Raw genomic sequence first — 15,495 nt, 5'->3', positions numbered from 1 at the left:
TAAATATTTCAAAAATAATTAATGATTATATTTATTAGACATTATAATTTGTAAAACCCGCCAGATGCATAAAGCATAAGGCGGGCTGTCCATAAACATAATCTTCCATTTTATGTTTACTACAAAATCTTTAATTATAGTGAAGGGAAATTATTTCAAAGTGTGAAAAAAGTTTAATAATTTGATGCAATTATAGTTATTTATTTAATAATCTCCATCAAATTTAAGAAATGGGTGCTATTATTGTCATTTTTGAGAAATATTGTAGGGGAATTTCATCAGTTATAAGATTTGATGAAAGAAAAAGTACACGATATTTATTTTAAAATTAGAATAGAAGAATTTTAAGCTTCTTTTTTCTTCAAACAACGTCCTCTCGGTTCATTGCCTTCGTGAAGTACGATTTCCGAATGAAGAAATTGTGCCGCATCTGCAGAGTCTTTTACTTTAACAGCACTGCGTTCTAGCATTTCTGTTTCAAAGTCGGTTAAAACAGTTTTTCTAATTCCTTTTTTTCTCCATTCAGAAAGCGGTCGGCATTCTTTTGAAATTCCTCTTGCGAGTGTGAGTGCATCCAGTAAAGCTTGATTGGCTCCTTGTCCTTTAAACGGACTCATTGGGTGGGCTGCGTCTCCAATTAGTGTAACTTTTCCAGCTTTCTCCAGTAATTCAGATTGGAGTAATTCACGGTCATATACCGGATATCCAGAAATTTGAGCTTCCATTGTCGCTGATAAAATTTGAGGAATAGGATCATGCCACTGCGTTCTACGGCAGGCTTCTTCTTTAAGTGCTTTTGGTCCAAGTGCGCTTAACGCTTTAGCATCTTCTTCCGGCATTGGAAAACTAAGCTGCCACATAACAGAATCTGCTGTGTAAGGCATTATATAAATTCGTTCATTTCCATTGGCAGTTTGAAATACAGTTGCTGAATCTAATAAAGAACTCTCAACATCTATTAGAGCGCTTAAAGGGCAAATTCCTAATATAACAATACAATCGAGATAGCGCAGGGGGGTAATATCATCGCCAATCAGTAATCTGCGAACCGAGCTGCGAATACCATCGGCACCAACGATAAGGTCGGCTTTAGATGTTTTAAGTTCTCCATTTACTTGAAAATTCAGTTCAATATCATCATCATTTTCTTTAAAATCAATTAGTTGATGTCCCCATTGTACAGTATCATGTCCGTCGAGCTGCTCAAGTAATGCTAATCGTAAAGATTGTCGTGCGATGTGCATATTGGTGCGTTTCGAAGATTTTTTAGCATCTTGCTGCAGCCATTTTCGAATTCCCCATTCTCCAATCACTTTTCCTTCTGTAGTATGAACCAAATGTCTGGTTGAAATTACTTTTTCATTCAAAGAAAAAATACCTAATCCTTCGATTGCTTTGCTTGCTTGCTGCAAAGTAAGTCCGTAACCCTGAGATCGAGCTGCAAAATTAGCATCACGTTCGTAAAGCGTAAAAGGAACACCCCGATGTAAACAGGCAGCAGCTAATGCTACTCCGCCAATTCCGGCGCCAATAATAGCAACATGGGGATAATTTTCTGTATCTGCTTCAGGATGATTGTCAGAAGGAATCAATCCAGATCCATTACAATTTAAGCAAGTATGCTGGTGAGCTTTAGGTCGAATAGGAGCTGTTCCTTTGCCATTTGTTTTTTCAAATTGGTCTACTGCATTCTGGTATTGGCGTCGCGCTTTGTCACTAAGACCGCGGCTTTTTTTGCCACGTCCTTGACACTCATTACAAATAGTCCAGCTTGCTTTATCTCTTTTCTCTTTTTCCACTTTCGTTCATTTGCTGGATCTAATTGTATTTCGGTACAATCTAATGTGAAAAATATTTCTCACATTTTTACAGCTGTGCAAATTTAAGGTAAAAGGTTACCAGTACAAAATGAGTTTTTCAAACTTACAGTTAAAACGTGATGATTTTGATTATATTTATATATGTATAAGAGTATTTTATAACTTTTTGCTAGGATTATATAAGTGCTAAAGCACATATTTCGACTAATTTTAATAAAAATTAAAATGTAGAAATTATGAAAACAAATAATCAAAATCAGAATATTACTAAAGATAATAGTTCTGATAATCGCAGTGATACGAGAAAACATCAATATAAAGATCATGATGAAGTTCTAACAAACGATGAGAATTATGATGTTGACACTCATAAGTTTAAAGGTGAAAAACCTGATTTTGACGACAAAATGAACAATGAAGAAAAAAAATAAAAAATAAAGCGCCTTAAATATTTAAGGCGCTTTATTTTTTTAGACCTATTTACTTGTTATTTAAGCAGTATTACTCACATTTTAAAATTTTTCAAAAAAGTTCAAAACTAAAAAAAGAACTATGAATTGATTTTTATAGATTTGTAAAACTGTATATTCCAAAAAAATGGTGCAAACCAACTATAAAAATTTAAATTCGATGAAATCTGTCAGTTCAATATTTTTACTTTTAATGTTTGTCTATTCAAGTTCTTATTCACAATTAAGTGCAGATAAAATATTCGAAAGCTTTAAACAAGGAGAACGCACAAATTGCTCGTCAATTGCTTTTATTAAAGCATCTTTAAACGTTTATGGGTTGGATAATCTTTTTGTAACTGAAAAGATAAATGATAGTTTACAAAAGATCACATTAAAGAATAACGCCTCATTTCTTCTAAAAGATGAGGAAATTAAAATAGCTAAAACTTCAGCTGGGTTTGTTTACATTAAAGACAATTGCGAAAGTGAAAAAATAACAGACTACGCAATATTGACCTATGCCGTAATGGGAAAATACAAACAGATTATCGATAAAGAATCGACTTTTGATAAAGCATTAGAAGATCTGGAAGACGGTACAGTTTATACACCAACAATCTACAAATACTTAGGATTTACAAAAGGCAAACAAGTGCAGAAGCTGAAAAGACAGTCTGGAAGTGAATACTGTGGTGTAGTGGCGTGGTCAAAAGCGCATGCCGTTTTTGTATGCGAAGAATTTATGGATTACTATGGCAACAAAAAAAGTATCTGGATAAAATACCCAAGTCGTTTTAGGATAATAAAACCAACAGAAGAGATAGAAAATAATACTCCTAAATTGGTGCAATCGTACTAAAAATACTGCTTCTGACTAAGTTAATATCAATTTGTTAAAATTTTCAGAAAAAAAGAAATCAATAAAGTTGCAATTTAAGTTAAATTATATATTTTTGTCATTAATCAACAACCAATTACATTAAAATGAAAAGCAAAATTATTTTACTAAGTTTCCTTTTCTTCTTGACGACTGGCGCTATATCAGCACAGGCAAAAAATGCCCCAAGAAGTATTATCAGTACAACAGCCTTAATCCGTAAATACCACGACCAAAAAGAATTGAGCGGTATGCAAAAAGGAGAACTTTTAGAATTGTACATTGAGCGTATTAAAGTTCTAGTAAAAACTCTTCCATATATTGCTTTGGTTACTAAACCAGGTGTTACAATGGCAGATTTAGGTATTCCAGACGATAGTGATCACAAGAAAATATTAGATAATCAAGCAGTTGGTACTACAACTTTCTTAGATACTACAGTAGAGTTTCAAAGAAAAATGATGCCTTATTCAGATAAAGGAAATCTTATCGCTGCAATATTATTTTACGAAAATACATTAAAATCTTTACACGAGTTTAACGACTTAATGTAATATATTTTAAACAAGCTATTAATAAAAAACTCCAAAGTCATTTGATTTTGGAGTTTTTTTTTTATTTGATAAATTTTTAATTTTAAAATAATTCTAATTGATTATTTGGATTTATAGGTTTCTTTTTAGGAGGTTTAGCTTCTCCAAAAATAGTTCTTCCTCCATATTTATAAGATTCATCTCTTTCTCTTTGAATTAAAGCATCAAAATTGGAATTTGGCGTAAAACTCTCTTCTGCTTTTCTAGATATTTCAGATAATTTTTGAATTGCAGCCATTTTGTCTGAGTTGCCAATTTTAGCACGGTGAATTGCTTTTTGCAGAGTATCAATCGTTTCATCGTAGATTTTGACAGGAACAGGAAAAGGATGTCCGTCTTTTCCGCCGTGAGCAAATGAAAAACGCGCAGGATCTTCAAATCGGGTAGGAGTGCCATAAATGACTTCACTAACAAGTGCTAATGATTGTAAGGCTCGCGGTCCCATTCCTTTTAAAAGCAATAGCTCTTCAAAATCTTCAGGTTTATTTTCGTGAGTTGCCCAGAGCATAGCGCCGAGTCTTTTCATGTTAACATCTTCCATTCTCACATCATGATGTGCAGGCATAGAAAGATATTGCATTTCCTTCATTATTTTGGTTGGAGATTCTTTCGCTAACTCTAAAATTCCTTCTCTGGATTTTGCCGCCGCCTGCGCAGTAAGATTCAAAATAGTTCCTTGATTTTCACCATAAATAAAAGTATGTGGTTCTTCAATAAAAGATTTTAAACCCGGCGAATGCCAATGGTATCTTCTCGCAGTTTTAGAATCAGGGTTCATTCCTTGTTGTATTACGGCCCATTGACCTTTATTATCAACAATAAAATTATGCTGATACAATTGAAATCCATCCTGAATAGCGGTATTGTCAACTTTTGCGGCAAGTCTGCTGCAGTTCGCTAAATTGTTGCCATCAAGTCCTGTTTTTTCACCAACAAATAGAAGTTCTTGCGGTGTTAACATAGAATGTTTGCCTTTGCCGCCACAGATATAGATTCCTAATTCTTTAGAATGTGGATTTACAGATTTTTTTAGTGCTCCAAGTACAGAAGTTGTAATTCCAGAAGAGTGCCAGTCCATTCCCATTACGGCACCAAAGCTTTGAAACCAAAAAGGATTACTAAGCTTGCTTATAACTTCAGAAGTTGAAAATTCTAAAGCAATCGTTTCAACAATTGCAAAACCAAGTTTAGACATCCGTTCGGAGAGCCATAATGGAACTTGTCCATAGTGTAGTGGGAGATCAGCTGTGCCAGAACGCTTCATTTGAAAGTATTTTTACAAAAATAGGCAAAAATGGTTTTAATAATTTTAATTGTTTCTTAAATCTTCTCGTCTCGTTTTTACATCTTTTTTGACTGCATTTTGACTTTTAGATGCAAAAAAAATGCAAATAAAGTCATTCACTCAGTCAATATTTTTCATTTTTTTATTTTGTTTTAAATAAAAATCTTACATAAACTGTAAAAATTCCTTATTCAATAACTGTCTTGTTTATAGTAGTTTAAAATTACTAAAACGTTTTTGTTAACATTTTTTTTTCAGAAAATTAAATTAAAATTTGGGAACTTAAATATTTAATTTACTTTTGTTCTATCGAATTAGTAGAGTTTAAAAAATAAGTTAAAAACATTGAGATTAAGACCATTTGTATGTTTATTTCTGAATACAAAAGACTCATTTATCATTCTATAGCTTGTGAGTTACTACGGTTAAAACCTTCTCTTTTTAATTCATATAAAAATTTTAAAAAAATGAACCTGAAAGGGTTGAAATATTGTATAGGCCAAAAATAGTAATCAAAAAAAAAGTAAAAATGAAAAAACGAATGTGTTTGTAGATACAAAAAAACATTTCTGTTGCAGCAGAAATGACGAAGCTTAAAGAAATTGTACATATCTATAAGGAGCTTGAAAATGATATATCCGTTTCGATCTGCCTTATTTATAAAACTAAAATTAAGTAATGAAAAAAAAATTAAATAGCTATATCTGGTTATGTGTTTTGTTGATTTCCATAGGAGTTAAAGCTCAAGAAACAAAACCCTTGATCCAGTCTAAACTAGAAGGAACAGTAATAGATGCGGTTACAAAAGACCCTGTTATTGGTGCTTCGGTTAATATAAAAGGAACTACACACGGGGTTCAAACAGATTTTGATGGAAAGTTTTATTTTCAAACTGGACAAAAATTTCCTTATACTTTAATAGTAAGTTATTTAGGTTACAAAAAAGCAGAGGTTGTAGTCGATAAAAATGCTGTGGTTATTGAGCTTACTGAAGAACAAAACCAGTTATCAGAAGTTGTAGTGACTGCACTTGGTATTTCAAAAGAAAAGAAATCTTTAGGATATACAACTCAAGCACTTAAGAATAAAGATATTGCAGAGACAAAAGAAACGAACTTTTTAAACAGTCTTAGCGGAAAATTAGCTGGTGTTCGTATTACAAATTCTCAAGGAGATATGGGATCTTCTCGTATTATTATTCGTGGAGAAACTTCTATTGCAGGAAATAACCAGCCATTATTTGTGGTAGATGGAGTTCCTGTTGATAATTCGCAGTTAGGAAGTGTGGGTGGAGCTACTCGTGACTTTAAAAATGCAATTGCCGATTTGAATCCAAATGATATTGAAACATTAACAGTATTGAAAGGACCAAATGCTGCGGCTCTTTACGGATCTCGTGCTGCGCATGGTGTGGTTTTGATTACTACTAAATCTGGAAAAAGTCAAAAAGGATTGGGAATTACTTTAAATTCTGGTATTACGATTTCTCAAGTAGCTACACTGCCAAGTTTTCAAAATACATTCGGACAAGGATCAAACGGAAGATTTAGTTATGTAGATGGTAAAGGAGGCGGTATTAATGATGGTGTTGACGAAAGCTGGGGACCAAAAATGGACGGACGACTTATTCCTCAATTTTTCTCAAATGGCGAGGCAGTGCCTTTTGTTGCGCATCCTAATAATGTAAAAGATTTCTTTAATACAGGTGTTACTTACGACAATAGTATTTCTGTTGCCAGATCTGACGAAAAATCAGATTTCCGTTTAGGAGTAAACAACCAAAAACAATTAGGGACGGTACCTAATAGTGAAGTAAACAAAACAAACTTTACAATCAACACAAATTATCAAATATCTAAAGGAATAAGAGTAGGAGTAACTGGTAATTATATTACAACTAATGCTCCAGCGCTGCCAGGTGGTCCATCTGGAAACCGTGCTGCTGGTGTAATGCTTCAGTTTCTTTGGTTTGGTCGTCAGGTTGATATCAATCAGTTAGAAAGTAATAGAGATGTTAACTGGAACAATAGCTACTACAGTAATCCGTATTGGAATGCTTACTATAATACAACAAGTCAGCAGCGTAACCGTATAATTGGTGACGTTCATTTGGATGCAAAATTGGCTGAAGGACTTAATTTTAAATTCCGTACAGGAGTTGATTATTATAACGACCGTAGAAAATACACCATTAAATATGGTACAAATGGAACTCCTTTCGGATCGTATGCAGAAGATGCTTACACTGTAAATGAGCAAAATACAGAAGGTATTTTTACTTATACTAAAAAACTAAATGATGATTTTAGTTTAGATGCTCTTGCTGGATTCAATATTCGTAATCACAGTGATGCAAATAACTATCAAAAAGCGCCTCGTTTGGCAGTACCAGATTTGTATACATTAACAAATTCTAGGGACCCTTTAACTTCTTCAAATTATTTGTCAAGATTGAGAGTTTACAGCGCTTATGCATCTGCTCAATTAGGCTATAAAAACTATGCTTATTTAAACCTTACAGCTCGTAATGACTGGTCATCTACATTACCAAGCAGTAACCGTTCTTATTTCTATCCTTCTGTTAATGGAAGTTTGATTTTATCTGAAGCTTTGAAACTGAAAAGTAGTACGCTTGATTTCTTAAAATTACGCGGTGGATGGTCTGAAGTAGGTAATGATGCAGATCCTTACCAATTATCGACTGTTTATAATTTCCAAACTGCATTTGATGGAAACCCGATTCAAACTTCTTCACAAAAGAAATTGAATGAGAATTTGAAACCAGAAACAACGCGTTCAACTGAAGTTGGTTTAGAAGCTTCTTTCTGGAAAAATAGACTGCATTTTGATGTGGCTTATTACAACACGAATAGTTTCGACCAGATTTTGGAAATTAAAACAACTGCATCTAGTGGCTACAACTCTCAGTTAATTAATGCTGGTAAAATAAACAATAATGGTATAGAAGTTCAATTGGATGGAAGCCCGATTCAGACGGAAAATTTCAAATGGAATATTGGTGCCAATTATTCTAGAAACAGAAGTAAAGTGGAGATTTTGGATTATGCAAAACAGATTCAAAACTATACAATAGGTACTTCAGGAGGTGTTGATGTATTAGCATCTGTAGGACAAGCATACGGAGCACTTTATGGAACTGCTTACCTGCGTGACGCTAGCGGAAATATCGTAGTAGGAGCAAATGGATTGCCAAAAGCTGATCCGACTAAGAAAGTTTTAGGACATTATACGCCAGACTATTTAGCAGGTGTTACGAATACATTGACTTATAAAAACCTTGAATTATCATTCCTTGTTGATGCAAGTGTAGGTGGAGAAATTTTCTCAGGTACTAACAGAACAGGTACTTATACAGGAGTATTGGCGCAAACTCTTCCAGGTCGTGATGCTGCAAATGGAGGTTTAAGCTACTACTTGAATGGTACTACGAAAACCTTAGTAACTGGAACTCCTCCAGCTGGAACGACTGTATATGATGATGGAATGATTTTTAACGGAGTATACGATAATGGAACTCCAAATACTCAAGTTATTAGTGCTCAAGAATATTACAAAGCTTCATACAACATTAGCGAGGCTTATATCTACAGCTCAACTTTTGTAAAAATGAGAGAAATAAAATTGTCTTACAATTTAAATAAGGCATTTGCCAAAAGACTGGGGTTAGAAGGAGCAAGTATTACTGCAGTTGGCCGTAACCTGTTCTTTATCTATAAAGATGCACCAAATATTGATCCAGAAACAGCTTTCAATACTGGAAATGCTCAAGGTTTGGAGAGTTTATCTTTGCCAACAACCAGAAATTTCAGTCTTAATGTTAATCTTAAATTCTAAAAATACAGAATCATGCTAAAAAAAATAGCCTATATAACTCTATTTGCATTAACGTTGACCTCTTGCAGCGATACGTTGGATGATATCAATAAAAATCCAAATGCAACTGAAACACCATTGGCACCTTACCTGTTAACAGGATCGTTAAAACAAGGGGCTGATTTATACTGGGGCGCAGATAACAATTTTAACTCGTCTCTATTGTTTGTACAACATTGGGCTAAAATCCAATATACGGAACCAGACAGATATGATGTTTCGAACACTTCTTTCACTTCTTTGTGGAATACTGGATATGCAACTTTAATTACGGATTTAAATACAATTATTAATTTCCCAGATGGACAGGCAAATCCAAACTATAAAGGAATTGCTTTAACGCTGCGTTCTTGGACATTTTTATTGTTGACAGATGCTTACGGAAGTATTCCTTATAAAGAAGCAGGTCAAAAAATAACTCCTGCATATAATACTCAAAAGGAAGTTTATACAGGATTACTTGAAGACTTGAAACAAGCTCAGTCATTATTAAACGCATCAAGCGGTGCTGTAACGGGTGATTTGGTTTATAAAGGAGATATTTCAAAATGGAAAAAACTGGTAAATTCATTTCGTCTGCGTATAGCTTTGAGAATTTCAGACAAAGAACCTGAATTAGCTAAACAGGCTGCTATTGAAGCAACATCTGATGCTGCTGGTTTACTAAGCAGTAACAATGACACTTTTAAGTTTACTTATATCAGTTCGCCTCAGCAAAATCCAGCATCAGCTTGGTTTGAAACTCGTGATGATTTCCGTATTTCGAAAACAATGGTCGATCAGTTAAGTGCATTATCAGATCCGCGTTTACCTGTATATGCTCAGCTTCCGTCAGATGCGAGCGTTGGTAAATATGTTGGCGGCGCTAACGGATTATCAAATAGTGATGCTAATAGTCAAGGTTTTGCTAAAACATCAAAACCAGGTACTTATTTCTTAACATCATCATCACCAGCTGTTATTGCTTCTTATTCAGAAACACTTTTTAATCTTGCCGAAGCTGCAGCCCGCGGTTTCATTGCAGGAGATGCAGAGCAGTTCTATAAAGGTGCAATTACAGCATCACTAAATCAATTTGGTATTACAGATGCAGCAGTTATTTCTACTTATCTTAATCAAGCTTCAGTAAAATACGATGCAACAAACTATGCCAAATCTATAGGAACTCAAAAATGGATTGCATTTTACGGGCAAGGTCTTGATGCTTTTACAGAGTGGAGAAGACTTGATTACCCTGTATTGAAAGCTGGTCCTGCGACAGTTTTAGACGGGCAAATACCTTCTCGTTTCTTCTATCCAGGTACAGAACAATCATTGAATGGAGTTAGCTACCAAGCGGCAATAACTGCTCAAGGAAAAGATTTGTTAACTACAAAATTATGGTTTGATGCCAAATAAAACTAGATTCTGAAAAGAATAATTTTAAGTAGCATTCATAAATATAAACCCTTCAAAGTCATTTGATTTTGGAGGGTTTCTTTTTGTATTCCATTTTATGCTCTACAATTTCTTATAGCAAATAACCATGAATACAGGTATTGTTTCTAGAATCTACCAGTAGTAAATTTGTTATTAATCAAAAAAATATACAATGATGAATAGCAATAGTCTTTTAATAACGAAGTCAGCATTAAAAAATAAAACAGCAAGTTTATTTAAAAAACTTTTTTATGTATCAGTTTTTGCTGTACTATTATCTGCTTGTTCAAGTGATGATGGCGGATCTGATAAAACGGCATCCGATTATTATTTTAGAGCAGCTCTGGATGGTCGAAAAATAGATTTTTACACTGTAAACTTTCAGGGAGGCGGTAACGATGATCGTTTCGAGCAAATCGTAATAGGAGGATTTGAAGCGCCCCATCCTACGAAAGTTGGGGAACAGCTACCACCTTCACTAGATTTTGAAATATGGAAATTAGGAGGTAACATTACTGCTGGTACTTATTCAACACCAGTTGATGAAGGAATGGTTGCACGATATGCAATTCAAACTCCAAAAGGAACTATACTTTACAACACACGAACTGCTGATGATATTTTTACTGTAAAAATTGAATCTATAAGTAAAAGCGGAATTAAAGGTACATTTTCTGGAAAAGTTAGAAACATGGAATCAGGTGCAGTAATAAATATTACAGATGGTAGTTTTAATCTTCCGTATATGGATATTGTCAATCCATAATAATATACAATAAAAGTATTTATATCACTTAAGAACACTAATCACTTCTGCAATTTTTTGTATTTGCGGAAGTGATTTTTTTATGTATGCAAAACAAAATGCCTTTTACCATCTATACTTATTCTTGATTCTTTTTTATCTCTTTAAAGTGTATTGTATTGATATATAGTATTTTGGCATGATGAAATCATTGTATGAATCTTGATTTTTAACACATCTTTTCTTTAATTTATTTTTTAGGTCTAGTTTCGTTATATCCTTATTTAAGGAACCTTACTAATTAAAAAACCAAAAATTATGAGAAAACAATTACATGCTATTTTTTTAGAAAAGGGCAAATGCTGTCCTATTATAATGTGGATCTTTTTCATCCTCTTGAACTCCAATTTATATGCGCAGCGTGGATATTATGATGCGCCGTATAAAAGATATGAAGCAAACTTAGGACAATTATCTAATGGAAGTACAACTACTTCAAAATCATACAATCAAGCCGATCTTCAATCAGAAGCTTCAGACCAGCAATGTGTGAACATGTCTGTGACTAATGCAACTGTGCAATGGACGTTAACAGAAGCTGCTGATGGACTCGTAGTGCGATACAGTGTCCCTGATGGACAAACGGCTACTCTGGGCGTATATCATGGAAACATAAAAATTACAACACTGACTTTGACTTCAACCTGGTCTTGGGAATATTTATGGAGCAATGGAAATCCGAATAATAACGGAATTACCAACCAAAACCCAAGGATGCGATTTGATGAAGTTCGTTATAAACTTCCTAGCAAAATCCCTGCTTCTGGAACATTAAAACTAGTTAGAGAAACAGGTAATCTGCATTTGGATTTTGCAGAGATGGAACCAATTCCAACTGCCGTAACAGCTCCAGCTGGTTCGGTAACTTATACTGGAAACGGAAGTGATCTTCAAACTTTTATTGATGCAAACGGGGGGAAAAAAATATTTCTTCCAAGCGGTGTTTACAGCGTTAATCGAGAATTGTATTTTGGTGTTGCCAATACTTCTTTAATAGGAGCAGGAATGTGGTATACTCAAATTAATTTTACCAACACTAGCAGTTTAAATGGTGGACTGCGTGCCAATGCAAGTAATATTTCCTTTAGTGATCTTTATTTAACAACAAATTCGGCCTCTAGAAGTAATTCTTATAAAGCTATAAATGGTGTTTTTACAGCTGGTTCTACAATAAAAAACATCTGGGCAGAACATTTTGAATGTGGTGCCTGGATTGCACAATACAATACTGGCGGGCCTGCAATAGCAGATGGCTTTACACTATCGCATTGTCGTTTTAGAAACAATTATGCCGATGGAATTAATCTCTGCAAAGGAACCGCAAATGCAATTGTGGAGCACTGCAGTTTTAGAAATAATGGAGATGATGATCAGGCAATTTGGTCTGCAAATGGGCAGGAATGTATCAATAATACATTTAGATACAACACCTCAGAAAACTGCTGGCGTGCCACTGGTTTAGCTATTTATGGAGGAAAAAATAACAAAGCCTATAATTTAATTATAAAAGACAATCTGGAAGCAGGTATTCGAGTAAGCAATAATTTTGATGGAGCGCCATTTAACAACGACGGCATGCATGAAATACATGATATTACAATAACAGCCTGCGGAACTTTTAATGACACTTACAACAATCCTGTAGCGGCTGTAGATATTTTTAGTGCCAGTAACGCAGGAACTCAGGTTAAGAATGTCCAGTTTTACAATATTGACATTCTTGATTCTAGAAATGATGCTATTTCTATAAGTAAAAGATCTGGTGACGGTATCTACAATCTTTCGTTTAAAGACGTAACCATCAACGGAACAGGTAAAGAATTCCCAAACAATAATACACTTAATAGAAATTGGGGCAGAGGTTATTTTGTACTTATAGCAGGTTCTCCTAGTGGAAACGGAACTTATTGCAACATGAATTATTCTAACAGAGGCGGAAATGCGACAGCTAACGAAGAAATCAGTGCTATTGGTACATTTTCTTGGACACAGAGCTCTAATTGTTCCACTACATCAGTTCCAGTAACAGGAGTAACCGTTTCGCCTGCAGCAGTAACTCTAGGCGCTGGAGCGACGCAGCAATTAACACCGACTGTTTCTCCAGCAAATGCTACAAACAAAACGGTAACGTACAGTTCTAATAATACGGGTGTAGCAACCGTAAATTCTGCTGGTTTAATTACAGCCGTTGCATCAGGATCGGCAACAATAACGGTGACTACACAAGATGGAGCTAAAACGGCAGCTGTAGCAGTTACGGTGAATTCATCTAATGTAGCTGTAACAAGTGTAAGTCTTAATCCAACATCAACGACATTAGCTGTAGGTGCGACTCAACAATTAACAGCAACTGTTTTACCATCAAATGCAACCAATAAATCTGTAAGTTATGCTTCCAATAATACAGGTGTAGCAACCGTAAATAATTCAGGTTTAGTGACTGCAGTTTCAAACGGAACAGCAACAATCACAGTAACAACTGCAGATGGAAATAAAACAAGTACAGCTGTAATTTCGGTTAATACGCCGACAGGAAATTATTTTACCATTAAAAATAAGTGGACAAATAATTATTTATATGATGCAGGAGCAAATGTGGGATATGGTGCAACAGTAGCAAATAATAATTACAAATGGGAAAAAGTCGCTATTGACGCAACTTATTTCATACTAAAAAATGTGGGAACTGGAGATATCATGCATATTGAAAATCTGACAGGAGCTGTACAATGTACTGCTGGATCGACTTCTTGGTGGAGTGCGCAATGGTCAAGCGAAAATGTTGATGGCACTTGGGTAAGAATTAAAAATAGATGGCAGACAGGCAGCATGATTCATATAGAAAATCTAAATGGTTCTGCTCAATATGCTGGAGCTCAAAATAATTGGGAAAGCGCACAATGGCAGTTTCAAACAACTTCAACAGCAAAAAAAGCCAGCTTAAATGAACCAGAAGTAATGGCTGAGAATAATTTGATTAGCATTTACCCAAACCCAGCAACGAATAATGAATTTAATATTGTGCTGCCAGAATTAAAAACAGGCGATGTGGCAACATTAACAATTACTGATATCACTGGAAGAGAAGTCCTGATCAAAAAGGTTAATACTTCTTCTGCTAAAATCAATCATAATTTAGGATCAGGAATTTATATTGTTAACATCAATTCAGATGCGTTTAATGTTTCTAAAAAACTTATCGTAAAATGATTTAAAGATAATTTTACGAAATACTAATCTTTAGCAAAACAACCTTCGGGTTGTTTTTTTGTTTTTTGATGATTCAAGTCAAATATTTGTTTTCAATACTGTTTTTATATTTAACAATATCGATACTAATTTGCGAAATATAGTAAGTGAGAAAACAAATAAAGTGCCTATTTGTTTGATTTTTAAGGGTTAATTTGTTTAGTATAATTGTTGTTCTCTGTTTTGGCATAATTGGATACAATTAAAAAAACTGTCATCCAAACAGTTATCAATTTCAGATTATGCTATTACTAATTAAACAATTAATCTTATGACAAAATCGAAATCCATTATTCTCATACACGGGAATTTTGTAAACGACACAAGCTGGGCAAGGTGGAAAGAACGTTATGAAGAAAAAGGCTATAAGGTTTATACGCCAGCCAATCCGGGTCACGAAGGAAACCCTTCTGATTTAAGAAAACAGGTTCATCCCGATCTTGTTCAAACAGGTTTTGTAGATGTAGTTGACAACATTGTAAGACTTGTGGACAGCCTGCCTGAAAAGCCATTAATAATTGGGCATTCGATGGCAGGAATGGCAGCTATGAAATTACTGGAACTCGGCAAGGCAGACGCCGCAGTTAGTATTGACGGAGCTCCTCCAAAGAATGTTTTTCCTCCCTTTAAAACATTAAAATCAGTACTGCCGGCTTTTGGTTTTTTTTCGTCTTCAAAATATTTTATGGGCAGCCGCGACTGGTACGACAAATGTTTTTTCAACACATTGCCCGAAAGAGAAAGGGCAGCTGCTTTTGACAGCATTGCAGTTCCCGAAAGTTATAAAGTAAGCCGTGAACTTGTTTTGAACTCTTTCTCTAATATTGATTTTGGCAAAGCTCATAATCCTATTTTGTTTATTGGAGGGGGAAGCGACAATATCTTTCCTGCATCTCTTACAACAACGCTGGCAAAAAAATATAAAGACAAAAACAGCAGAGTTAATTTGAAGATTTTTCCAGGTAAAAGCCACTTTATATGCGGAGAACCTGGATGGGAAACAGTAGCTGATTATATTATCGAGTGGTACGAAAACTTATAAATGCTTCTGACAAAAGTTTAAAATTTATGATCAGAAATAGAATTCATTTAAAAATTATA

Annotated in this window: 10 protein-coding genes; 8 read left to right on the top strand and 2 right to left on the bottom strand. The window is 34.5% G+C overall.

Going from position 1 to position 15,495, the window contains the following annotated elements; genetic code table 11:
• Positions 1–344 precede the first annotated feature (344 nt).
• Positions 345–1,799, bottom strand: coding sequence for an FAD-dependent oxidoreductase (locus ASE40_RS16590; RefSeq protein ID WP_057118244.1), 1,455 nt, complete (start codon positions 1,797–1,799; stop codon positions 345–347).
• Between the two features lie 257 nt (positions 1,800–2,056).
• On the opposite strand from ASE40_RS16590, the gene ASE40_RS16585 reads away from it, so the two are divergent.
• From ASE40_RS16585 to ASE40_RS16575, 3 genes are all read left to right on the top strand, one after another.
• Positions 2,057–2,251 carry a hypothetical protein gene (locus ASE40_RS16585; protein WP_057118243.1) on the top strand — a complete coding sequence of 65 codons (195 nt, stop codon included), beginning with the start codon at positions 2,057–2,059 and terminating at the stop codon, positions 2,249–2,251.
• A 199-nt stretch (positions 2,252–2,450) separates the two neighbouring features.
• Entirely contained in the window at positions 2,451–3,131 is a 681-nt protein-coding gene (locus ASE40_RS16580; protein WP_057119809.1) for a hypothetical protein, read from the top strand.
• A gap of 125 nt (positions 3,132–3,256) precedes the next feature.
• Entirely contained in the window at positions 3,257–3,703 is a 447-nt protein-coding gene (locus tag ASE40_RS16575; protein ID WP_057118242.1) for a hypothetical protein, read from the top strand.
• 82 nt (positions 3,704–3,785) lie between these two features.
• Here ASE40_RS16575 and ASE40_RS16570 read toward each other — a convergent pair whose 3' ends face one another.
• The gene (locus tag ASE40_RS16570) at positions 3,786–5,006 is read right to left on the bottom strand and encodes a DUF763 domain-containing protein (protein ID WP_057118241.1); all 1,221 of its coding nucleotides are present in this window, start codon (positions 5,004–5,006) and stop codon (positions 3,786–3,788) included.
• A gap of 699 nt (positions 5,007–5,705) precedes the next feature.
• Here ASE40_RS16570 and ASE40_RS16565 point away from each other — a divergent pair.
• The 5 genes from ASE40_RS16565 (at position 5,706) to ASE40_RS16545 (ending at position 15,436) form a co-directional block, all read left to right on the top strand.
• Positions 5,706–8,882 (top strand): SusC/RagA family TonB-linked outer membrane protein, encoded by a 3,177-nt coding sequence (locus ASE40_RS16565; protein WP_057118240.1) that lies wholly within the window; start codon positions 5,706–5,708, stop codon positions 8,880–8,882.
• 12 nt (positions 8,883–8,894) lie between these two features.
• Positions 8,895–10,319, top strand: coding sequence for a SusD/RagB family nutrient-binding outer membrane lipoprotein (locus tag ASE40_RS16560; RefSeq protein ID WP_057118238.1), 1,425 nt, complete (start codon positions 8,895–8,897; stop codon positions 10,317–10,319).
• A gap of 193 nt (positions 10,320–10,512) precedes the next feature.
• Complete coding sequence (locus tag ASE40_RS16555; RefSeq protein ID WP_128414986.1) at positions 10,513–11,106, top strand: hypothetical protein; 594 nt, start codon at positions 10,513–10,515, stop codon at positions 11,104–11,106.
• A gap of 297 nt (positions 11,107–11,403) precedes the next feature.
• On the top strand, positions 11,404–14,355 hold the full coding sequence (locus ASE40_RS16550; protein ID WP_057118234.1) for an Ig-like domain-containing protein: 2,952 nt from the start codon (positions 11,404–11,406) through the stop codon (positions 14,353–14,355).
• Between the two features lie 310 nt (positions 14,356–14,665).
• The gene (locus tag ASE40_RS16545; protein ID WP_057118232.1) at positions 14,666–15,436 is read left to right on the top strand and encodes an alpha/beta hydrolase; all 771 of its coding nucleotides are present in this window, start codon (positions 14,666–14,668) and stop codon (positions 15,434–15,436) included.
• The last annotated feature ends 59 nt before the right edge of the window (positions 15,437–15,495 follow it).

The sequence above is a fragment of the Flavobacterium sp. Root935 genome (assembly GCF_001429295.1).
GTDB lineage: Bacteria > Bacteroidota > Bacteroidia > Flavobacteriales > Flavobacteriaceae > Flavobacterium.
Note: the sequence above shows the minus strand (reverse complement) of the source record. Positions and strands in the feature narration are given on the sequence as shown.